Genomic DNA, 21075 nt, shown 5'->3' with positions numbered 1-21075 from the left:
GCCTTAACGGAAATTCTGTGGCGAAAGATCCAACAAAAATGTGCGGATTCGCATAACCTGAGACGGATTTGTTATTTTTCAGTTTTCTTAATCTATGCTCCTATAACCCCCTCAATAATAACGATGAAGGTTCATATCATGTCCACAGGGAAAACGCTGCTCGCACTGGCGCTCAGTGCAGTGCTACCGACCGGAGCCGCGTTTGCGGCAAATAACGACACGATTGTTTATTGCTCGGAAGCCTCGCCAGAATCCTTTAATCCGCAAATTGCCAGCTCTGGCCCGTCGTTTGTCGCCAGTTCGCAGGTGCTCTACAACCGGCTGATCAATTTTGACCCGGTAAAAAACACGCCGGTACCGTCGCTGGCCACGGACTGGACCATTTCTGAGGATGGCAAAACTTACACCTTTACGCTGCGTCAGGGCGTGAAGTTCAACAGCAACAAGTTCTTCAAGCCGACCCGCGACTTCAACGCCGATGACGTCATTTTCTCAGTATTACGCCAGAAAGAGGCCACGCATCCGTACCACAATGTGTCGCAGGGCAGCTATGAGTATTTCAACGACGTCGGTTTCGATAAGCTGATTAAAGAGGTGAAAAAGGTCGATGATTACCATGTACAGTTTGTGCTGAGCGAGCCAAATGCGGCGTTTCTTGCCGACTGGGGCATGGATTTTGCCTCGATCCTCTCGGCGGAATACGCCGACGCGATGCTGAAAAAAGGGACACCGGAAAACGTCGATAACTGGCCGATTGGTACCGGGCCGTACGTGCTCCAGCAGTACAAGCAGGATTCGCAAATTCGCTATCTGGCAAATCCGAATTACTGGGACGGCGAGGTGCCGACAAAGCATCTGATCTTCTCCATCACGCCAAACGTGCAGACGCGAATGGCGAAACTGCAAACCAACGAATGTCAGATTATCCCGGCGCCATCGCCGGTACAGTTCGACGAAATCCAAAAGAATAAAGACCTGACGCTGCATGCAGTTGAGGCGCTCAACGTCGGTTATCTGGCCTTCAACACCGATAACAAGCCGTTTGATAACGTGCTGGTGCGTCAGGCGCTGAACTACGCCACCGATAAACAGGCGATTGTGAAGGCCGTTTTCCTCGATTCGGCGAAAGTGGCAAAATCCCCGATCCCGCCGAATATGATGGGTTTTAACCCGGAACTGAAGGATTACGCATACGACCCGGATAAAGCGAAAGAGCTGCTGAAACAGGCCGGGCAGGAAAATGGGTTTGAAGTCACCCTCTGGTCGATGCCGGTGCAGCGACCGTATAACCCCAACTCGCGACGCATTGCCGAGATGATTCAAAGCGACTGGGCAAAAGTGGGCGTGAAGGCGAAGATTGTCTCTTACGAGTGGGGCGAATACCTTTCCGGTATGCGTAAAGGCGAACATGACAGCGCGCTGTTTGGCTGGATGTCGGATAACGGCGACCCGGACAACTTTGCCGATGTGTTGCTGGGTTGCAACAGCATCAAAACCGGATCGAATGCCGCACGTTGGTGTGATAAGGAGTATGATTCACTGGTCCTGAAAGCGAAGCGGGTCAGCAAGCCGGAAGAGCGTGTGAAACTCTACCAGCAGGCGCAAGAGATCTATTATCAGCAGGTGCCGTGGATTGCGCTGGCAAACGGCAAAACGTTCTACGCCACGCGCAGCAACGTGACCGGTTATAGCGTCAGCCTGATGGGCAGTGATTTTTCGAAAGCAAAACTGAATTAAGGAGTTTTTATGTCGCACCTGGATGAGATCAGCGCCCGTGTCGATGCCGCTATTGATGAGGGCGTCATTACCCATATGAATGAACTGCTGATAGCCCTGAGCGATGATGCGCAGTTAAGCCGTGACGATCGCTACACGCAGCAGCAGCGGCTAAGAACCGCAATTGCGCATCACGGTCGTCAGCATAAGGAAGATATGGAAGCGCGTCGCGAACAACTCACGAAAGGCGGCACGATCCTTTGATTTAGTCTCTGTAGTGCCGGATGACGCTGCGCTGACTTGGCCTATGGCGATGGATATGTGTAGGCCTGATAAGCGTAGCGCCATCAGGCATTAAAACTGGCGTCTCGCCACCAGCCAGGCGCCGACCACCAGCATCACTGCGCCGCAGACCGGGCCGATCAAGGCTCTTAGCGGGACGCCGTGACTGCGCAAAATATCCAGTACGAGACCGCCAATGAGCTGGCTGGCGACCAGCACCGCAATCGTGGTCGCAGCCCCCACATGCTGATAGCCGCTAATGCTGGCGAAAACGAAAAACGAGCCCAGCAGACCCGGAATCAGCGTCCACCAGCGCACGCTGGCGGCCAGTTCACCAAATCCCGCCATTCCCTGTTTGAACCACAGAATGCTGACAAACAGCACAATTCCGACCAGCGAGTTCAGCAACATAGCGATCAGGATGGTCGATGAGGTCTGCGTAATCCGCACCATCAGAGTGTTTTGCACCACCAGGCCGATGCCAGCGGCGATCAGAAAGGTGAGGGTGAGCGACTGGTTCATCCGTGCGCGTCCGGTTCGTGGCGATCGTCAAGCTGCAACTGCATAAAGGTCAGATCCAGCCAGCGACCAAATTTGGTGCCTACCTGCGGCATCTGCGCTGTGGTGTTAAACCCGAGCGTTTCATGTAAATGCAATGAGGCGTGGTTTTGCGATTCGATACCGGCAACCATCACATGCTTACCACAGCGGCGAGCTTCTTCGATTAACCGGCTCAGTAACTGGCGTCCCAGCCCTTTTCCCTGATGATCCGGATGGACATAAACCGAATGTTCGACGGTATGGCGGAAGCCATCAAAGTTACGCCAGTCCCCAAAGGAGGCATATCCCGTGACAACGTCACCTTCTACGCTCACCAGTACCGGATAACCCAGCGCCTGTCGTGCCTCATACCATGCGATGCGGTTATCGGTATCGACCGTCTGGTCGTTCCAGATGGCCGCCGTGTGCAGCACCGCATGGTTATAGATCTCTGCGATGGCGGCGCAGTCCTCTTTGCTGGCGAATCGAATAGACATGTTGAACCTCAGGGGGTGTACACTATAGTATTACGATATGAATACTATTGAAGACAGCATAAATCAACGGATCAGCGCAAGAATTCGCCTTGAACGTGAATCCCGCAGCTGGTCGCTCACCGATCTGGCTGAACGGGCGGGTGTGTCGCGTGCGATGATCCACAAAATTGAACGCGGTGAAAGCAGTCCAACGGCGACGCTGCTTGGCAGGCTCTCCGGGGCGTTTGGCATCAGTATGTCCACGCTGATTGCCCGTGCTGAAATGCAGGAGGGCAAACTGTCCCGTTTCGCCGATCAGCCCGTCTGGCACGACCCGCAAAGCCACTATCTGCGCCGCCATGTGTCGCCGCGCAGCGATTTGCCGATCGATCTGGTGCAAATTGAATTGCCGGCGGGCAGCGATATCCCGATGCCTGCCTCATCGTATGTTCAGGCCCGGCAACTGATCTGGCTGCAGCAGGGCGAACTGGTGTTTATGGAAGGTGACACGCGCCACGAGATGAAGGCGGGTGACTGCCTGGAACTGGGGCCGCCGAATGACTGTCGTTTTATCAATGAGACGACGCAACCTTGTGTTTACCTCGTTGTGCGCTTAAACCAGGCCGGGAGTTAATGACCGCCGCGGCCTGCTACTATTGATGGATTCATGCTAAAAGCAGAGGAGAACATCATGGCTCAACAAACACACCGTAATCGTCGCTGGGTATTAGCATCCCGACCCCATGGCGCACCGGTGGCAGAGAATTTCCGTCTGGAAGAGGACGATGTCGCCACCCCTGGTGAAGGCCAGGTTTTACTGCGCACCATTTATCTGTCGCTCGATCCGTATATGCGTGGGCGCATGAGCGATGAGCCGTCATACTCGCCGCCGGTGGAGATTGGCGGAGTGATGGTGGGCGGCACCGTCAGTCGTGTGGTGGCGTCAAATCACCCCGATTATAAACCGGGTGAATGGGTGCTGAGTTACAGCGGCTGGCAGGATTACGATATTTCCGATGGCACGGGGCTGGTGAAGCTTGGAGACAATCCTGAAAATCCGTCGTGGGCGCTCGGCGTGCTGGGGATGCCTGGATTCACCGCCTATATGGGATTACTGGACATCGGCCAGCCAAAAGCGGGCGAGACGCTGGTCGTTGCGGCCGCCACGGGGCCTGTCGGCGCCACGGTTGGACAAATCGGTAAGCTGAAGGGTTGTCGTGTGGTGGGCGTGGCTGGCGGAGCGGAAAAATGCCGTCATGCTACCGAGGTGCTGGGCTTCGATCTCTGTCTGGATCATCATGCCAGCGATTTTGCTGAACAACTGGCGAAAGCCTGCCCGCAAGGCATTGATGTCTACTACGAAAACGTGGGCGGGAAAGTGTTTGATGCCGTGCTGCCGTTACTGAACACCTCGGCGCGAATTCCTCTTTGTGGTCTGGTCAGCGGTTATAACGCGACAAACTTACCGGCTGGGCCTGACAGACTGCCGCTGCTGATGGCGACCCTGCTGAAAAAACGGATCCGTATGCAGGGCTTTATCATCGGTCAGGATTACGGACATCGTCTTCACGAATTCCAGCAGGAGATGGGACGCTGGGTGAAAGAGGGGAAAATCCATTATCGTGAGCAGGTTACCGACGGACTGGAGAACGCGCCGCAAACCTTTATCGGCCTGTTGACCGGTAAAAACTTTGGTAAAGTAGTGATACGCCTCGCCGACGACGCGTAAACCATACCTGGCGGCGAGAGCCGCCATAAAAAAATGGGCAAATTTTTAAATTCCAGCTTTAATTATTTAGGGTATATATCACCGCGTAACCGACGAATAATCTGTCGGCGCTGTTAATAAAACGCGGGTAAATTGCTATTCATTACGTTTCACATTTTTTAAACCAGGCGATATTTATATCAATTAGGCGATTTAGCTTAATTGCGATTGGCTATGTTATGAGGTGAAGAAACAGAATGCCTGGTATGGAAAAAACGCAACATATAAGTTTGACCACGCAAGTTGAAAGAGGGCTAAAAGACAAATTAAGCATTGGCGCATTACGTCCTGGCACCAGGCTAATCACTAAAAATATCGCACAGGCGCTGGGGATCAGTATCACCCCGGTTCGGGAAGCGCTATTACGCCTGGTCTCCGCAAACGCATTGGCTATCGCGCCTGCACAAGCCTTTATGGTTCCGGATATTACGATGACGCGGTTTAGCGAAATCATACATATCCGCTGCGAGCTTGAAGGCATGGCGGTAATGACGGCGACGGGCGAGGTGACGGCGGAGCGGATGGAGATTCTGCAAGCGCTTCTGGCGGACTATCAGCTGGCCCATGAGAGCGGTACGGTCGAGGATCGCCTGCTGGCAAACCGGGCGCTGCGCTTCAAAATCTATCAGTTTGCGAATATGCCCACCCTGGTCGAAATGATCGAACAGCTTTGGGTACGCATGGGGCCGAGTCTGCATTTTCTCTATGACAGGGCGAAGCATGACGCTTATCAACACAACGTCGGGCATTATCAGGAATTACTGAATGCGATGGCGGCGGGAAATAAAGACGCCAGCCGCCATTGTTTAATTGACCTTATCAATAAAAATGTAGCGATAATTAAACAACAGTACCATCATTAAGCCTGGCTTAAATATAGCGGGGAATATCCCCGCTAGTACGTTATGAATAATCGATTTTACTCAAAACGCCAGGCCAGATTGACACCTACACCGTAGTTTCGTCCTGGCGCCGGTTCGTAGTAACGGCCATTCGATTCATTCACGATAACTGAGCCGACATACTCTTTGTCGAACAGATTATCGACACGACCGAACACGTCCACCGTCAGGCTGCTGACGGTGAATTTATAGCCGGTATTCAGGCCGACAACAGTATAAGACGGGGCTTTGGCGGTGTTCTCATCGTCAGCCATGATATCGCCCATATAGCGCGCTTCGGCTCCTGCGTACCAACCTTCATCAGGCACGTAGCCCAGCGAAGCAAACCCCATGTTCCGCGCGATGCCGGGCATTCGGTTGCCATTGCAGTTCTGGTCGCGACACACGTTACTGCGATAAGTGGCATCCAGCCAGGTCCAGGAAGCGTTGAACCGCCAGTTTCCGGCAAAGCGTTGATCCCAGGCGAGCTCCGCACCCTGGCGGCGCGTCTTCCCGGCATTCTTATAGGTCGTGCGTCCGCCGCTACTGGAATCAACCACCAGTTCATCGTCGGTATCGGTCTGGAAAAGCGCCGCCGTCAGCAATCCATCGCCGATCCGGGTTTTGCTGCCGATTTCCACCGTATCGTTGGTTGAGGGTTTGAGACCAAAATTCATCCCGCTTTGCCCGTCTGCACGGTAAGAAAGCTCGTTGATGGTCGGCGTTTCGAAGCCCCGGCCCGCAGCGAGATAGACGTTCCAGGCGTCGGTTAAGGCGTATTTCAGCGAACCGGCAGGTAACCACTGATGGTAACTGGCGTCACCGCTGTCATCGCCATTGCCTGGCGTGACGTAATGATCGTTGGAATCGAACCACACCGAACTGTAGCGCACGCCAGCATCCAGCGAGAGTTTGTCGGTCAGTTGCCACTGGGTTTGCAGATAGGGATCCACGTTCCACATCAGGTTACGTTCATCGCGGCGCAGATCGCCTTTCTGACCGTACTCCGGTACGCCATTATTCAGTCGATAGTTGTTATAGCCTTTGCGGTTTTCGCTCATGTTTTCGTAGTTCAAACCGGTGGTGAAGGTTACGGGGACGCCCAGTTCACCGCGATGCGTCCAGCGACTGTCGATACCCTGGTAATGGCGCTGCAAAGCGATCACGCCGCCCGCATGAGAGGGGCGACGCTGTGGCGCCATAGGTATCGACTGATACTGCGTGGTTTCGCGCTCTCCGGCGTACATCATGATGCTCATGTCATCCTGCGCGCTGAGCTGGCGCTCATAACGCAATCCGGCCTGGGTCTGCTTGATGGTTTTGCGCGTGTTGTATTGTTCAGCGCGGGGGGATTGTTGGGGATCCGCCCGCCATTCCGCTTCAGTCAGACCACCCGGATCGTCGGCTTTAATATCGACGCTATTGAAAATCAGACTCAGCTTGCTGGCGTCATCGATACGTACGCCCAGTTTTGCGTTGGCCAGATTTTTTTGCGCGCCGCTGCGATCGCGATAGCCGTGGGTGGTGAAACGGGTAGTGGAGACTGTGTAATCCACGTCACCCACCTGAGTACCATCACCCATCGCGCCCGTGGCTTTCAGCCCATAACGCCAGCTCCCGAAACTTCCGTAATAGCTGCTCGCTTCTATCGTCGGCGGCTGTTGACCGGTTTGGGTCGTGACATTCATCACGCCGCCGGAAGCATTACCGTATAGCGCAGAGAAGGGACCGCGCAGCACTTCAACGTTCTGTACGCTGCTGAGATCAATGTTCGATGTCTGCCCCTGACCGTCCGGCATCGTCGCCGGAATGCCGTCCACATACAGACGAATGCCGCGGATCCCATAGGTGGATCGGGAGCCGAACCCACGCATCGAGATCTGCAAATCCTGCGCATAGTTTTGCCGGTTTTGCACCTGAAGTCCCGGCACGCGGGTCAGTGATTCCGACAGGTTGATGCGCGGCGCGGCCAGACGCATATCTTCACCGTCAACGACGCTGACGGCTGCAGGGATATCCAGTTCTGATATCGCCTGGGGTGAAGCGCTGACGATCATTGTCTGGTCATCGCCAGCCTCATCTGCCATAACCGACGATGAGAACACAAGCGGGAGAAAAAGTGCGGGTACTGCGATATGTCGTGCGGAAATAATATTCATGAAAAAGGCCAGTTAAATTGAACGTACCCAGAGGTATGTAAGTTCTATGTTAATGGGTTTGTAAATATTTGAAAATTTTAACGGCACGATGCGTTAAAAATTAATGAGGAAATTAAGAAGATTGTAGCCAGAATGCGAATAAATGCTCCACATTCACATGAATAATGATTACCATTCCCATCTATAAACAAGAGCAATACCAGGATGTTGCTCGTTGAAGCGATGTGAAGCAGCAAAATAGCTATTTATCAAAGGGAGTCGTCATGCATTTTCGTCATCTGTTCTCGCTGCGTCTGCGGGGTTCATTGCTGTTAGGTTCACTGCTGGTTGCTTCTTCATTCAGCGCTCAGGCTGCAGAAGACCTGCTGCGTAAAGGTGTGGGCAAAGGCGCCTACGAAATGGCCTTCAGCCAGCAGGAAAACGCCCTGTGGCTGGCGACCTCGCAAAGCCGCAAACTGGACAAGGGCGGTATCGTCTATCGTCTTGATCCGGTGACGCTGGACGTCACGCAGGTTATCCACAACGATCTCAAACCGTTTGGTGCCACCATCAATAATGCGACCCAGACGCTGTGGTTTGGCAACACGGTCAACAGTGCGGTGACGGCCATTGATGCGAAAACGAGTGAAGTGAAAGGGCGACTGGTTCTCGACGCCCGTAAGCGCTCAGAAGAGGTACGTCCGCTGCAGCCGCGTGAGCTGGTTGTCGATGAAGCGACCAATACGGTCTATATCAGCGGTCTCGGTAAAGAGAGCGTGATTTGGGTGGTGGATGGCGAAAAAATTGCGCTGAAAGAGACGATCCAGAATACCGGTAAAATGGGCGCGGGCCTGGCGATCGACAGCCAGGCGAAACGTCTGTACACCACCAATGCCGATGGCGAATTCATTACTATCGATACTGCCACCAACAAGATCCTCAGCCGTAAAAAACTGTTGGAGGATGGCAAAGAGCACTTCTTCATCAACCTGAGCCTTGATACAGCAGGTCATCGCGCATTTGTGACCGACTCAAAAGCGGCTGAAGTGGTGGTTGTCGATACCCGCAACGGCAACGTGCTGGCGAAAGTCGCGGCGCCGGAGTCGCTGGCCGTTCTGTTCAACCCAACGCGTAACGAAGTGTACGTCACGCACCGTCAGGCGGGTAAAGTGAGCGTGATTGACGCGAAGAGTTACAACGTGGTGAAAACGTTTGATACGCCAACCTTCCCGAACAGCCTGGCGCTGTCCGCCGATGGCAAAACGCTGTACGTAAGCGTGAAGCAGAAATCTACGCGTGAGAAAGAAGCCACTGAACCGGATGATGTGATTCGCATCGCCCTGTAAAGTTAAAGGCCTGCACCGTGTGCAGGCCTTGTTGTTTATGGCGCGCTGCGGTGTATTTCCGCCACTCGCTTACGCACGCCGTACCAACCGGCGACCAGCAGGATGGCAATCAGCGGCAGGGAAGCAATGGTCCATGTCCCGTTCGGATAATCGAAGGCCATCAGGACCAGCACGCTCAACAGGAACAGCAGCGTTAACCACGAGGTAAACGGCGCGCCAGGCAGTTTGAAGCTGACATCGGCGGCTTTTCCTTCTTTGATTGCCTGACGCAGACGCAGCTGGCAGACCACAATAAAGCCCCATGAAGCGATGATCCCCAGTGACGCAAAGTTCAGCACGATTTCGAAGACCTGCGATGGCACCAGATAGTTGAGAAAAACTCCAACAACGTACACCGCCAGCGTCGCCAGAATTCCCGCGTAGGGCACATGCTGACGACTCATCTTACTCATGAATTTTGGCGCAGATCCGCCCATCGCCATCGAACGCAAAATGCGCCCGGTGCAATAGAGGCCGGAGTTCAGGCTGGAGAGGGCGGCAGTCAGCACGACGATGTTCATAATGCTGCCAATGTAAGGCACGCCGAGCTTCGAGAAGAAAGTCACAAACGGGCTTTGTCCCGCCTGATAGGCGTTCCATGGCAACAGCAGCACCAGCAGTACCACAGAACCGACGTAGAACAGGCCGATACGCCAGATCACGCTGTTGATGGCTTTAGGCACCATCGTCTGCGGATCTTTACATTCACCGGCGGCGGTTCCCACCAGTTCGATAGACGCAAAGGCAAAGACCACCCCTTGTACCAGCACCAGCGCCGGCAGCAGGCCGTGGGGGAAGAATCCGCCGTTATCGGTAATCAGATGAAAACCGGTGGCGTTACCGTCCAGCGGTTTACCCGAGCCGAGGAAAATCGTCCCGACCACCAGAAAGAGCACAATGGCCAGCACTTTGACCAGTGCAAACCAGAACTCCATCTCCGCAAACCACTTCACGCCAATCATGTTCATGGTGCCGACGATCGCCAGCGCGCCAAGGGCGAAAACCCACTGCGGAACATCACCAAACGCCCCCCAGTAATGCATATACAGCGCGACGGCGGTGATATCGACGATACCCGTCATTGCCCAGTTGATGAAGTACATCCATCCCGCGACGTAGGCGGCTTTCTCACCGAGAAATTCACGGGCATACGACACGAAACTGCCGCTGGAAGGGCGGTGTAAAACCAGTTCGCCCAATGCGCGCAAAATAAAGAATGAAAAGATCCCGCAGACCAGATAGACCAGCGCCAGCGCGGGGCCTGCCATTTGCAGGCGCGCACCGGCGCCCAAAAATAACCCGGTCCCAATGGCGCCGCCGATGGCGATCATCTGGACCTGACGGTTGCCCATCGCTTTGTGATACCCCTCTTCATGGGCATTCAACCAGCGTCGTTTCGCCGCGTGCTGCTCCGACACCGTTGTTTCTTGTGTATTCATTACGTTACCTGTTTACCTGTCTGATAAATCGAACCTTTTGCCGCAACTCCCCGGCGCGACGCCGGTGATGCTTCCCGTCATTCTGGGTAGGGATAACACCACCGGCGGAGCATCCTACCTGCAAATAATAAACGGTGCAAAATAGTCCATTTAAAATGATCAGATTGCGTAATAATCAACCAAAACTGAAGTGGAATCCCGCTCTGAACAGGCAGAGCGGGAGGGGGATTAGGCGGAGGTGCCGAAGACGCTCACCGCCTGTTGCAGGCGTGAGGAGCGCCTGGAAAGACTGCCGGCGGCATCCCTGACGCTTTCCACCATCGCGGCGTTGTTATCGGTCATGGTGCCGATGCGGGAGATCGAATCGTTGATCAGTTCCAGCGCCTGGGTTTGTTCACGCGTCGCAAGGCCAATTTCTCTGATCATGGTCGACATCTGGAACACGTCCTCGATCATCCCGGTCAGATGGGTTTCCGTCTGCTCAACCATGCTCACGCCGGCATTGACGTTGGCGACGTTCTTCTCAATCAGCGAGGTAATCTCTTTGGCTGCTGACGCGGAGTGTTGCGCCAGATTCCGCACCTCGGCGGCAACGACCGCAAACCCACGTCCGGACTCACCGGCGCGCGCGGCTTCGACCGCTGCGTTAAGCGCGAGGATATTGGTCTGGAAAGCAATACTGTCGATCACGCCAATGATGTCGACGATCTGCCCGTTATCACGGGAAATCGACTGCATCATGCCGATCGTCTGCTTCATAAAATCGCCCCCTTCGCTGGCGTTAGCGCTGGTTCTGTCCGCCATCGTCATGGTTTGTGCGGCGGTATCCGCCGTTTGCTGTACTGCGCTGCCAATCTCTTCAATGGCTGCCGCGGTTTGTTGTAGATTGGCCGAGGTCTCTTCGGAACGCTTATGCAACGCCGTGCCTTCCTGACTGACGCGCTTGCTGATTTCCTGAATCCCGGCAATTTGCGTACTCACATCATCCACCAGTGAATTCAGATTTAATCCGGCCTGATTAACCAGACGCATCATCATCCCCAGTTCATCGACACGATTTAAATGAATGCTGTCGGGCTTTCGCCCGGCGACCACTTTCTGCATCTGGGCCAGGATCTGTTTAACCGGATGACAAATTTGATACTTAAGGTAAATAGCCAGCAGCAAAAATAAGAGGGTAAATGCGCCTGCCTGAATAAGCGGATTAATGGCTAAGAAAATAATACCCAAGGCGAGAAACAGACTGATACCGATAGCATAATTGACACGTTGACGGATGGACAACCATTTAAATGCCGACAAACAAGCCAGTACGCCACGACGGATAATAATTCCCTTAAATAAACGATGCCCCTTGAAATTGTTATTATTTATCTTGTGATAAAGCTGCTCGCTTTGCTCAATTTCCTGTCGCGCGGGAACGGTGCGTACCGAGATGTATCCGGTTAATTGTTCGTTATGCCAGACGGGGGTGACGTTGGCGCGAACCCAGTAATGATCGCCGTTATGACGGCGGTTCTTGACCATGCCGGTCCAGCTGTCGCCCTGTTGCAGGGTAAACCACATATCGGCAAATGCAGCAGGCGGCATATCCGGGTGACGGATGATATTGTGCGGCTCGCCCATCAGTTGATTTTCGCCAAATCCGCTGGCGTCGATAAACGCTGAATTCGCATAGGTAATATGGCTTTGCGTATTCGTTGTCGATAACAGCGTCGTTTTCTCGTTAAGTAAATACTCTTTCTGTGTAACAGGGATGTTACTTCTCATGAAAGACTCCTGGTGATGCTGTGCGGAATAAACACAAAAGTCCGTCAGCCTGGGCTGACGGATAATAAAGATTGATGTATTTAGAATGCTGCATTCTCTACTAAACATAAGAATGGCGAAAGTATTTAAAATGAAATTTACAGGCTTTAATTAAACTGTGATGTCATTAAAATGAAAAATAAATACATCTGCGTAACCTGTGAAGGTAGGCGTGCTCCCTTAAGTAAAACCTGACCGATAAAAAAATGACAAAAAGACAATATGATTGTGCAATTACGGTTAACATCATAAGTTTTACAGACCTATTAATTTTCGTAGGGGGCAGACGGGAAGAACGGTGAGAAAGCCATGCCAGAAATGCAGGTTACTCTACACTTAGAGTTTTAACCTGCAGGAGGCAGTATGATAAAGGTTTATGGCGCGCCTGGGTGGGGGTCAGCGATCAGCGAATTAATGCTTACCCTGGCGGATATTCCGTATCGTTTTGTCGATGTCAGTGGCTTTGACAGCGAAGGGCCACAGCGAGATCTGTTGCAAAAAATCAATCCGCTGTGTCAGGTACCGACGCTAACGCTTGAAAATGGTGAGGTAATGAGTGAAACAGCCGCCATCGCGCTGATGGTCCTCGATCGTCGCCCCGATCTGGCACCGCCCATCGGACGCAGCGAGCGTCAGCAGTTTCAGCGTCTGTTGGTCTGGCTGGTGGCCAATATCTATCCGACATTTACGTATGCCGACTACCCGGAACGCTGGGCGCCTGATGCGCCCGCACAGTTGAAAAAGAACTGTATTGAATACCGTAAATCACTCTATCTCTGGCTCAACGATCGGCTCAGCGCGGAACCGTATGCCTTCGGCGAACAGTTAACGCTGCTCGACTGTTATCTGTGCGTGATGCGCACCTGGGGGCCGGGGCATGACTGGTTTCAGGATAATACGCCGAATATCAGCGCAATAGCGGACGCCGTGTGTCAGCGGGCAGAATTACGTCAGGTGTTGAAAAACAATGGGATCCTCTGAAAGCAACGGGAGTGGCGGGTAACCGCACACTAAACTCTTCAGCGAAGGGGAATTTGACGTGATTGTCTGCAGTTCCGATACCCTGGCGCAGGGGGCAATGATGGAAGCGGAAAGCCGTGGATGACGTATTCCGCAGGATTTGGCCGTCATCGGTTTTGGCGACCTCGATTTTGCCGCCAGCAATCGCCCGTCGATCACCACCGACAGCGTCGACCGCCGCGCCATTGGTCAGCGCGCCGCCACGCTGCTGGCGAATCGCATTGAACAAGCGGCAGTGGAAGAGGCCATTATCGATATCGGTTTTCACCTGATCGAGCGTGAATCCGCATAAACCGACACATGCATGTTGTCGAGTGTGCTAGCGTTAACGTCACACTGACAATAAGGAACCTGCTATGCCACACGTTGATATTAAATGTTTTCCGCGCGACCTGAATGATGAACAAAAAGCGGCGCTGGCCAATGATATAACTGAGGTGATCATCCGTCATCTGAAAAGCAAGGAGCGCTCAGTGAGCGTGGCGCTGACTGAAGTTTCGGAGGATCAGTGGCAGGGCGTCTGGGAGCGCGAGATTGGACCGCAAATGGACGTACTGATTAAAAAGCCAGGCTACAGCATGTAATACAAAAGCCCGGTCACGAAGGGTGACCGGGCCGCATCGGGTTATCGCGTGACGACATTGAACCAGAACTCAAATTTATCCCTTTCTCCAGGCGGCTCGCTCCTTTTTACCTGTTGTCTACCTTTCATCCGTTCTGTGGAATGTCATTGACTGAGGTATAAATTGTCAGTCCATGCTGGCGGGCGACCTCGATATCCATGTCGGCACCTTTAGATGCCCCTGCAATCCGGTAAATCGCGTCACAGCGGGTAATGAGTCGGTGGGCGACCGGGTAGAGCATCGCTTCGCTGATCTCATCATCTAACGACATGGAACCTGCCGCCTTTGCCAGCGGCAACGCGAGCCATTCGCCAATCAGCGGAATGTGTCCGCGTTGGTATACCTCCAGTGCAGCGGCTTCGAGACGATGAAGGTTGGCGTCGATCAGTGCCTGGTTTCCGTCGGTACCGCTGCGATAAGGGCCGGCGATTAAAATGAGTTGTGCTGTCATGATATCCTCACTCTTTGTTGTCGTAGGCAGAAATGCACATTTCTGCACGTTTTAGTTGCCTGAAGGCCGTTGTATTTGTAGAGTACGTATCATAAACAGCAAATTCGTGTACGATCAAGATCAATCGTGCACATTCAGGAATAACCCTATGCTTACCGATCAGCGAAAGAAATTGATCCTTGAACTGCTGGCCGCCGAAGGTCAGGTGTTATCGAAGGCGCTCAGTAACCGGTTCGCGGTTTCCGAAGACACGATCCGCCGCGATTTACGTGAACTTGCCGCGGAAGGATTTCTGCAGCGTGTACACGGCGGGGCGCTGCCATCGTCTGGTGCGACGGCGCCTTTTCTTGAACGAAAGTCATTGAAAACCGACGCCAAAAAGCGCGTGGCGCAAAAAGGGGCTACGCTGATTTCCCCCGGTCAGGTGGTAATCATTGATGGTGGGACGACAACAACAGAACTGATCGCCTGTCTGCCGGAAGATTTAAACATTACCGTGGTGACCCACAGTCCGGGCATCGCATTAGGGCTGGTCAATCATCCGCTTATCGAGATCATCCTCATCGGTGGCCGCGTGTATAAGCACTCCATTGTCACGGTAGGCGCGGCGACGGTTGAAGGAATGCGTAACATTCAGGCCGATCTCTTTTTCATGGGCGTGACGGGGATTCACCCGGAAGCGGGGTTAACCACGGGAGATTACGAAGAAGCGTGCATCAAACGTGCATTTTCCGCCAGAGCCGCAGAAACTATCGTCCTGGCGTCACCGGAGAAGATCAGCACCGCGTCTCCCTTTGCCATTGGCGACGTATCGCTGATTAATACGGTCGTCGTGGAAGAGAATACCGACGAAAGCTGGATCCGCGCGATGAACGCGAAGGGGATCACGGTGGTGAGGGCGTAGTTAGCCCGCCGTCACGCGTTTGCCGCTGGTGACAAATGTACCAGCGCCAAGATGATGCAGGGTGTTGAGTTTGTCGTCATCGAACTGCCAGCGGCCTTCGACAAACACCCGTTCATCGGCGGCGGCAGAAACCACTTCACCGAATAAGGTATCGTATTTCTCCTGCGCAGCGGTGGCGGGGAGGAGGCGGCATTCCATCCATGCCAGACATTTTTCTTCGACGACCGGCAGTCCCAGTACGGGGCCTTTGACCACCGGAATGCCGTAACAGTTGAATTTGTCTTCATCGCGCCCGGAAACGCTGCCAACGGCGTATGTCCAGTTAGTGGCGGCAACACCGGGAATGACAATACCGAACAGGCCGCTGCGCTCAATTAATTCCCGCGACCAGGCCGTTTTATCGACCACAATGGCGAGACGAGGCGGATCAAACTCAACGGGCATCGACCATGCGGCGGCCATGATATTGCGCCGGTTGCTGACCTCATCGCGGCTGGTGATAAGTATCGTGGGACCATGATTGAGCAGACGACTGGCGTGGCGTAATTCGACAGGACGAAATCGACTCATAGAATTGTCTCGCAAAGGGTTTTTCTCAGTATTATTGAAAACTGACGTTGCGCCAAGCGCCGAATAACACCTGCCTCACTCTTTGGCTCATCGTTTATACTCGGATAACGATTTAAGGCCCACGACAGGAAATCTGATGACACCGATCCTGAATGCTTATTTTGCTCGTCTGAACTGGTCAGGGCGTGCCGAAGTCAATATTGAGACGCTTCGGGCGCTACATTTGCAGCATAACTGTACTATCCCGTTTGAAAATCTCGACGTGCTGTTACCGCGAGAAATGCACCTTGATGACAGGTCGCTGGAAGAGAAACTGATTACCGCACGTCGCGGCGGCTATTGCTTTGAGCAAAATGGCGTATTTGAGCGCGTTCTGCGCGAACTGGGATTTACCGTGCGTAGCCTGTTGGGACGTGTGGTGCTGGCTAATCCTCCGAGCCTGCCACCGCGAACTCACCGTCTGCTGCTGGTTGAACTGGATGGCGAATCGTGGATCGCCGATGTGGGATTTGGTGGTCAGACGCTTACTGCCCCCATTCGTCTGCAAGCGGACATTATCCAGAAGACGCCACATGGAGAATACCGTTTGCAGCAGGAGGGGGACGACTGGATCCTGCAGTTTTGTCATCACGATCGCTGGCAATCGATGTACCGTTTTGATCGGGTGGTGCAGCAGCAAAGTGATTATGTGATGGGCAACTTTTGGTCTGCGCACTGGCCGCAATCGCATTTTCGTCATCATCTGCTGATGTGTCGTCATTTGCCGGACAGGGGAAAATTGACCCTCACTAACTTCCATTTCACGCATTACGAAGGTGACAGAGTGGCAGAACAGCGCAATTTACCGGATGTCGCTTCATTGTACTCGCTGCTACAGGAACGTTTTGGTCTGGGAGTGACAGATGCGAAGCATGGTTTTACGGAAACTGAGCTTGCCAGGGTGATGGCGGCGTTTGATACGCATCCCGAAGCGGGAAAATAATGAAAACCCGGTAGGCGCAGGCGCTTACCGGGCATAATTTTAAAAATCTATCGCCCATTCAGCGTGAAACAGAATCACCGCGTTACCCGTGATGGTGACTTTTTCCGGCTGGTTATTCTGAATCGTCACGTTAATTTCAACGGTGCCATCGCGACCCAATGCCCGTCCCTGATGTCCTTTTACCTGCAGCGATTTCCCGTCGTGTTCCAGTAAACCGTGATGCACCAGCCAGGCACCCATCGGGCCATTGGCATTGCCGGTCACCGGATCTTCAACAATACCAATTGCCGGTGAGAACATGCGCCCGTCAGTCTCATTTTTGCCCGGACGGATCTGGAATGGGAAAAAGCCATTGCAGCCAATTTGCTGACTGATGGTACAAAGCGCAGAAAGATCGGGAGCGAGGGCATCGATATCGACTTCAGGCTTAAGCGGAATCATCACTTTAGAATGGCCTGTCGACGCCACCTGAATCGGCAAGCCCGGCAGCATATCGCTTTCATTCAGGTGCAGCGCACGAAGAATAGCCGCGCGGATGTCACCTTCAATCGGCGCTTCAAAGGTTGGCGTGCCTTGTTCCAGCGAAATACGGTAATCACCGTCATCATGACGGATTGCCACCCGGTGTCGACCCGCCAGCGAGGTTTGCCAGACTGTGGTGTTGCCCAGTCCCAGCACCGTGGCGCGGACATAATGCGCCGCAACGGTGGCGTGCCCGCAAATCGGCACTTCTACGGTTGGCGTAAAGTAGCGAATGCGGACATCGCTGTCATCGCTTCGCAGCAGGAATGCGGTTTCGGAGTGGCGTAGTTCGCGGGCAATCAGTTGCATCTGTGTTTCGCTGAGGCCATCAGCATTCAGGACGACACCTGCGGAATTGCCGCGAAAGGGGGTTCTGGTGAAAGCATCAACGTGGTAAACCTGTGGTTTCATTAGCGTTCTCCCTGAGTGAGGGAAGCATCATAACGTGGAAAAGGCCGGATAGCGATGCATCTGTCAATCCGGCGTGTGAAAGAATAAAACCCGGCAGGCATTTACATGAGCCGGGTGTTTTATTATCAGAAGGAGGCTTTAATCCCCACCATTGCAGAGGTATCGCTGTAGCCGTTGTTACCAACCTGCTGAGCGACGTTGCCCCACAGGGCGACGTTCTTCGTCAACTGGCCTTCAACCCCGGCTTTCAGTTCGCCGATATTGCGGGCGCCTTTCAGATTCACATTTTCACCGTTCATTGCGACGCCAAAGTCTTTGCTGTTGTGGATCCAGTTGGCTTCGACAAACGGCTGGAAGGTGTGGTCTTTGCCGTCGTCCAGTGTGTTGTGGCCCTTGCCGAACAGACGGACGCCGACGCGGGTCTGGATGTTGCCATCGCCATTACCTTCAACGCGGGTACCGTTAACTTCTTTGTGCTCATCTGCCTTCACGCCCATCCAGGTGATCTGGGCTTTTGGCTGAATATACAGCGCGTTACGCTCGCTGAGTTCGGCCAGTTTCCAGGTGTAGCCGGATTCAACAGAGGCGGTGAAGCCCTTAGAATCATACTCTTCAGATTCGACGTCACGACCAGAAACGGTGTTATCAAACCAGCTGTACTGCGCCCAGGTATCGACATACGCGCCTTCATGCGTCGCGTTGTCCTGCAGCCAGGTGCCGTACAAACCAACGCTGTAACCACTGATGCGGCTGTCGGCCCGGTTACCGTTACGCTGGTTTTCGGCACGCGCTTTCTGGTTCGCATAACCGGCCATCAGACCCAGATGGTAGCGGTCAGTGTTGTCCGAAGACCACTGCGCAATGTCGCCGCCCAGTTGCATGACATAACGGTTGGCCTGCATATCCAGTTGACCACTGCTGTCTTTCTGACGGGTATGACCGCCCACGTTACGCAGCCACATACTGGTGACGGCTTCTTTGCCGGTCAGCGCGTCCACGTAATGCGTTTCGCCCAGACGATCCTGCAAACGGGTATTGAACAGCGTGTTCGCCGCCTGCAGGTTCATGCCGTACAGACCGGCTTCCGGACGCACCGCGTGTTCGCGCGGCGTCGGAGTTGGCGGCTGCGGATCGGTAGGATTCAGAGGATCCAGCGGAGTAACCGGAGACAGGGCGCTGCTCAGATACCAGTTTTTATTATTCTCGCCTTCACCACGATGCAGGGTGTAGTCATACGCACCGGCCACGATACGGCCATTTTGTTTAAACACACCGTCAGAATTGCCGCCAACGCTAATCAGTTCGATGCCCGACGTCGTCAGACCGCCCGCGCCCCCGGCGTTCAGTACTTTAACGTTCGTGCTGCCGGAGGTGTTGCCCGCAACGATCATCCGGTCCGTTGGCGAGCTGTCATCGCCCAGTTGGGTGTTCATCACGAGATTACCGTTAGTGCCTGTGTAATCACCGTCCACCGTCAGGGTTTTGAAGCTCGCGCTATCACGCGTCAGCATACGACGCTTTGTGGCGGCTGGCATAAAGGTCAGCGTGGAGTCATTTAGCGTCAGGTTGGTGAGCTGAGAACTTTTGGTCATGTTCCAGGCCGAGCCGTCGGCCAGCGACAGGTTATTCACTGCATTGCCGCTGGTGACCATCCCGCCGACGAAACGCGACTGGTTAATCGCATTCACATCAACCACGGCGGAATCCAGGGCTTCAATCGTCCCGACAACGTCGATTTTCTGCGGGTTAATCGTCACGCGGGAGTCGGCGTTTTCCGCCAGAATGGCAGTGGCATCCGGGTCGTTGTAGTTAACCCCCATCTGTACCCCACCGTTCAGCGTGATCTCGCCGCCTTTATTCGCCTGAACGTATTTCCAGCTCCCACTGCGGGTGGTATCGACAACATCAATGTTCAGACGACCATTAATGTCGATTTTACCCGCCGTGAGGGCATCTTCTTTACTGGCCATAATACCGGAACCGGTCGTCTGTTGATGCCCTTGAGTATCCAGGGTAATGGTCAGGTTATTACCGGTATATTGCGAGGAGCCCATTGAATCGACGCCTTCAAGAACCGTCTGATCCGCGCCTGATTTTAACAATACTGACGTCGTTCCATGAGTGGTGATGTACGAATCCAAATCGATGTCATCAATACCATCAGATAGCCAGATACCTGTAGCAACCGCCCCAACGCGATTGGCAGTGATATCGACCGCGGTATCACCAAAGGCTTCAATATAACCCGCGTTAGCATTAATACCGTCTGCAAACTCATCAGCAACGGATTTCACGGTGGCATTCTGATAACGAATAAGCGAGCGGTGAGTGGAATTTGTCGATTCTGAAACGATCCCCACGGAGTATTCCGTACTCTTGTTATTAACAATCAGGTTTTCAGCGTTGATGAGGGTTCCTTCTTTCGCATAAATGCCAAAAATGTGTCCCTTCGCTCCGGTGATGGTTGCATTCACCGTGGTGTCACCGGTCAGGGTAATCACGCCGTTATTCTTATCAGCGTAAATACCCATGATGTCCTTATTATCACGTTTGTGGCTGATGTTTATGGTTAAATCATCAGCAATAATCGCGCCTTTTTTCGCAAGATAGGCATCGCTTGATCCGCCGACATTGAGAATGCCAACCGCGAACATCGTGTGATAATCATTGTCCAGCGCCAGGTCAGGGCGTCCTTCAACCGTACCCGGAATGTAATCCCCGACAAGCTGATTAATGGTAGAACCTGACCCCAAATTGATTGTGCCGCTATTGGCAACAAAGACAGCGCCAGAGGCAAGTGAAAAATCGCCATCTTCAAACTCGCCCATGCCGCTAACAATCGGTGTTCCAGCCGGAGCCGTTACCGTAATCGCGCCATTGTTTTCCACGAAGAGGGTGTTGTCTTCCCCTGCGACGCTGATAATTTTATAGCTACCACCTGCAACCAGGGCACCACTGCCGGTGATAATGCCATCATCTTCATCATAAATTTTTGCATTTACGTTATTTGTCATTAACAGGCTGCCGATCAACAGCGCCATACTGGTTAATTTAAATTCTTTCATATCCCTATTCGCTTTTTTTAATAGACAAATACAGCACGGAATAAATTATATTTCTCAACGCTGCGTTTTGGTTTCCAGACAGAGCGAAAGCAA

19 protein-coding genes and 1 pseudogene are annotated in these 21075 nt (G+C 53.3%); 11 read left to right on the top strand and 9 right to left on the bottom strand.

The features are described from left to right. Positions 1-138: 138 nt before the first annotated feature. Both C2U53_RS22390 and C2U53_RS22385 read left to right on the top strand, forming a co-directional pair. Positions 139-1737: an ABC transporter substrate-binding protein gene (locus C2U53_RS22390; RefSeq protein WP_104446461.1), complete on the top strand. Its 1599-nt coding sequence runs from the start codon at positions 139-141 to the stop codon at positions 1735-1737. A gap of 9 nt (positions 1738-1746) precedes the next feature. Further along, entirely contained in the window at positions 1747-1980 is a 234-nt protein-coding gene (locus tag C2U53_RS22385; RefSeq protein WP_043000655.1) for a YdcY family protein, read from the top strand. A gap of 90 nt (positions 1981-2070) precedes the next feature. On the opposite strand, the gene C2U53_RS22380 is transcribed toward C2U53_RS22385, so the two are convergent. After that, entirely contained in the window at positions 2071-2520 is a 450-nt protein-coding gene (locus tag C2U53_RS22380; RefSeq protein WP_043000656.1) for a DMT family transporter, read from the bottom strand. Next, a complete protein-coding gene (gene mddA / locus C2U53_RS22375; protein WP_043000657.1) occupies positions 2517-3035 on the bottom strand; it encodes an L-methionine sulfoximine/L-methionine sulfone acetyltransferase in 519 nt (172 codons plus the stop codon). The genes C2U53_RS22380 and mddA overlap by 4 nt, the downstream gene beginning before the upstream one ends. A gap of 37 nt (positions 3036-3072) precedes the next feature. Here mddA and C2U53_RS22370 point away from each other — a divergent pair, with 37 nt between their 5' ends. The 3 genes from C2U53_RS22370 to C2U53_RS22360 all read left to right on the top strand — a co-directional run bounded on the left by C2U53_RS22370 (position 3073) and on the right by C2U53_RS22360 (position 5645). Next, the gene (locus C2U53_RS22370) at positions 3073-3648 is read left to right on the top strand and encodes an XRE family transcriptional regulator (RefSeq protein ID WP_043000658.1); all 576 of its coding nucleotides are present in this window, start codon (positions 3073-3075) and stop codon (positions 3646-3648) included. 57 nt (positions 3649-3705) lie between these two features. Beyond that, the gene (locus C2U53_RS22365; RefSeq protein WP_044257903.1) at positions 3706-4743 is read left to right on the top strand and encodes an NADP-dependent oxidoreductase; all 1038 of its coding nucleotides are present in this window, start codon (positions 3706-3708) and stop codon (positions 4741-4743) included. A gap of 236 nt (positions 4744-4979) precedes the next feature. Continuing rightward, the gene (locus tag C2U53_RS22360) at positions 4980-5645 is read left to right on the top strand and encodes a GntR family transcriptional regulator (protein WP_043000660.1); all 666 of its coding nucleotides are present in this window, start codon (positions 4980-4982) and stop codon (positions 5643-5645) included. A 56-nt stretch (positions 5646-5701) separates the two neighbouring features. On the opposite strand, the gene pqqU is transcribed toward C2U53_RS22360, so the two are convergent. Beyond that, positions 5702-7822, bottom strand: coding sequence for a TonB-dependent receptor PqqU (gene pqqU / locus C2U53_RS22355; protein WP_104446460.1), 2121 nt, complete (start codon positions 7820-7822; stop codon positions 5702-5704). A gap of 263 nt (positions 7823-8085) precedes the next feature. On the opposite strand from pqqU, the gene C2U53_RS22350 reads away from it, so the two are divergent. Continuing rightward, positions 8086-9147: a YncE family protein gene (locus C2U53_RS22350; protein ID WP_104446459.1), complete on the top strand. Its 1062-nt coding sequence runs from the start codon at positions 8086-8088 to the stop codon at positions 9145-9147. A 35-nt stretch (positions 9148-9182) separates the two neighbouring features. Here C2U53_RS22350 and ansP read toward each other — a convergent pair whose 3' ends face one another. Together ansP and C2U53_RS22340 are read right to left on the bottom strand one after the other, a co-directional pair. After that, on the bottom strand, positions 9183-10625 hold the full coding sequence (ansP, locus tag C2U53_RS22345; RefSeq protein ID WP_044267069.1) for an L-asparagine permease: 1443 nt from the start codon (positions 10623-10625) through the stop codon (positions 9183-9185). Positions 10626-10853: 228 nt separating this feature from the next. Then, a complete protein-coding gene (locus C2U53_RS22340) occupies positions 10854-12395 on the bottom strand; it encodes a PAS domain-containing methyl-accepting chemotaxis protein (RefSeq protein ID WP_044267068.1) in 1542 nt (513 codons plus the stop codon). A gap of 402 nt (positions 12396-12797) precedes the next feature. Between C2U53_RS22340 and C2U53_RS22335 the strand changes: the two genes are divergently transcribed. The 3 genes and pseudogenes from C2U53_RS22335 to pptA all read left to right on the top strand — a co-directional run bounded on the left by C2U53_RS22335 (position 12798) and on the right by pptA (position 14038). After that, positions 12798-13415 (top strand): glutathione S-transferase family protein, encoded by a 618-nt coding sequence (locus C2U53_RS22335; protein ID WP_044328487.1) that lies wholly within the window; start codon positions 12798-12800, stop codon positions 13413-13415. Between the two features lie 28 nt (positions 13416-13443). Then, a pseudogene (locus C2U53_RS22330) lies at positions 13444-13746 on the top strand (substrate-binding domain-containing protein); the annotation flags it as partial. Between the two features lie 64 nt (positions 13747-13810). Continuing rightward, on the top strand, positions 13811-14038 hold the full coding sequence (pptA, locus tag C2U53_RS22325) for a tautomerase PptA (RefSeq protein ID WP_054176189.1): 228 nt from the start codon (positions 13811-13813) through the stop codon (positions 14036-14038). 124 nt (positions 14039-14162) lie between these two features. Here pptA and C2U53_RS22320 read toward each other — a convergent pair whose 3' ends face one another. Continuing rightward, entirely contained in the window at positions 14163-14528 is a 366-nt protein-coding gene (locus C2U53_RS22320) for a DUF4406 domain-containing protein (protein ID WP_043000668.1), read from the bottom strand. Between the two features lie 148 nt (positions 14529-14676). Between C2U53_RS22320 and C2U53_RS22315 the strand changes: the two genes are divergently transcribed. Then, the gene (locus C2U53_RS22315; protein WP_054176188.1) at positions 14677-15432 is read left to right on the top strand and encodes a DeoR/GlpR family DNA-binding transcription regulator; all 756 of its coding nucleotides are present in this window, start codon (positions 14677-14679) and stop codon (positions 15430-15432) included. Here C2U53_RS22315 and C2U53_RS22310 read toward each other — a convergent pair whose 3' ends face one another. Next, positions 15433-16002 (bottom strand): flavin reductase family protein, encoded by a 570-nt coding sequence (locus tag C2U53_RS22310; RefSeq protein ID WP_054176187.1) that lies wholly within the window; start codon positions 16000-16002, stop codon positions 15433-15435. Between the two features lie 136 nt (positions 16003-16138). Between C2U53_RS22310 and nhoA the strand changes: the two genes are divergently transcribed. Beyond that, on the top strand, positions 16139-16984 hold the full coding sequence (gene nhoA / locus C2U53_RS22305) for an N-hydroxyarylamine O-acetyltransferase (protein WP_054176186.1): 846 nt from the start codon (positions 16139-16141) through the stop codon (positions 16982-16984). A 39-nt stretch (positions 16985-17023) separates the two neighbouring features. On the opposite strand, the gene C2U53_RS22300 is transcribed toward nhoA, so the two are convergent. Together C2U53_RS22300 and C2U53_RS29995 are read right to left on the bottom strand one after the other, a co-directional pair. Then, positions 17024-17917 carry a PhzF family isomerase gene (locus C2U53_RS22300; protein ID WP_061070107.1) on the bottom strand — a complete coding sequence of 298 codons (894 nt, stop codon included), beginning with the start codon at positions 17915-17917 and terminating at the stop codon, positions 17024-17026. 125 nt (positions 17918-18042) lie between these two features. Beyond that, on the bottom strand, positions 18043-20982 hold the full coding sequence (locus tag C2U53_RS29995; RefSeq protein ID WP_172740586.1) for an autotransporter outer membrane beta-barrel domain-containing protein: 2940 nt from the start codon (positions 20980-20982) through the stop codon (positions 18043-18045). Between the last annotated feature and the right edge of the window lie 93 nt (positions 20983-21075).

Source organism: Citrobacter sp. CFNIH10 (assembly GCF_002934585.1).
Taxonomy (GTDB): domain Bacteria; phylum Pseudomonadota; class Gammaproteobacteria; order Enterobacterales; family Enterobacteriaceae; genus Citrobacter_A; species Citrobacter_A amalonaticus.
This window is presented reverse-complemented; position numbering and strand designations above follow the sequence as displayed.

Bases quoted from the DNA above. Each gene is read 5' to 3' on its own strand.
- C2U53_RS22390 (WP_104446461.1), top strand. From the start codon at position 139: ATGTCCACAGGGAAAACGCTGCTCGCACTGGCGCTCAGTGCAGTGCTA.
- C2U53_RS22385 (WP_043000655.1), top strand. From the start codon at position 1,747: ATGTCGCACCTGGATGAGATCAGCGCCCGTGTCGATGCCGCTATTGAT.
- C2U53_RS22380 (WP_043000656.1), bottom strand. From the start codon at position 2,520: ATGAACCAGTCGCTCACCCTCACCTTTCTGATCGCCGCTGGCATCGGC.
- mddA (WP_043000657.1), bottom strand. From the start codon at position 3,035: ATGTCTATTCGATTCGCCAGCAAAGAGGACTGCGCCGCCATCGCAGAG.
- C2U53_RS22370 (WP_043000658.1), top strand. From the start codon at position 3,073: ATGAATACTATTGAAGACAGCATAAATCAACGGATCAGCGCAAGAATT.
- C2U53_RS22365 (WP_044257903.1), top strand. From the start codon at position 3,706: ATGGCTCAACAAACACACCGTAATCGTCGCTGGGTATTAGCATCCCGA.
- C2U53_RS22360 (WP_043000660.1), top strand. From the start codon at position 4,980: ATGCCTGGTATGGAAAAAACGCAACATATAAGTTTGACCACGCAAGTT.
- pqqU (WP_104446460.1), bottom strand. From the start codon at position 7,822: ATGAATATTATTTCCGCACGACATATCGCAGTACCCGCACTTTTTCTC.
- C2U53_RS22350 (WP_104446459.1), top strand. From the start codon at position 8,086: ATGCATTTTCGTCATCTGTTCTCGCTGCGTCTGCGGGGTTCATTGCTG.
- ansP (WP_044267069.1), bottom strand. From the start codon at position 10,625: ATGAATACACAAGAAACAACGGTGTCGGAGCAGCACGCGGCGAAACGA.
- C2U53_RS22340 (WP_044267068.1), bottom strand. From the start codon at position 12,395: ATGAGAAGTAACATCCCTGTTACACAGAAAGAGTATTTACTTAACGAG.
- C2U53_RS22335 (WP_044328487.1), top strand. From the start codon at position 12,798: ATGATAAAGGTTTATGGCGCGCCTGGGTGGGGGTCAGCGATCAGCGAA.
- pptA (WP_054176189.1), top strand. From the start codon at position 13,811: ATGCCACACGTTGATATTAAATGTTTTCCGCGCGACCTGAATGATGAA.
- C2U53_RS22320 (WP_043000668.1), bottom strand. From the start codon at position 14,528: ATGACAGCACAACTCATTTTAATCGCCGGCCCTTATCGCAGCGGTACC.
- C2U53_RS22315 (WP_054176188.1), top strand. From the start codon at position 14,677: ATGCTTACCGATCAGCGAAAGAAATTGATCCTTGAACTGCTGGCCGCC.
- C2U53_RS22310 (WP_054176187.1), bottom strand. From the start codon at position 16,002: ATGAGTCGATTTCGTCCTGTCGAATTACGCCACGCCAGTCGTCTGCTC.
- nhoA (WP_054176186.1), top strand. From the start codon at position 16,139: ATGACACCGATCCTGAATGCTTATTTTGCTCGTCTGAACTGGTCAGGG.
- C2U53_RS22300 (WP_061070107.1), bottom strand. From the start codon at position 17,917: ATGAAACCACAGGTTTACCACGTTGATGCTTTCACCAGAACCCCCTTT.
- C2U53_RS29995 (WP_172740586.1), bottom strand. From the start codon at position 20,982: ATGAAAGAATTTAAATTAACCAGTATGGCGCTGTTGATCGGCAGCCTG.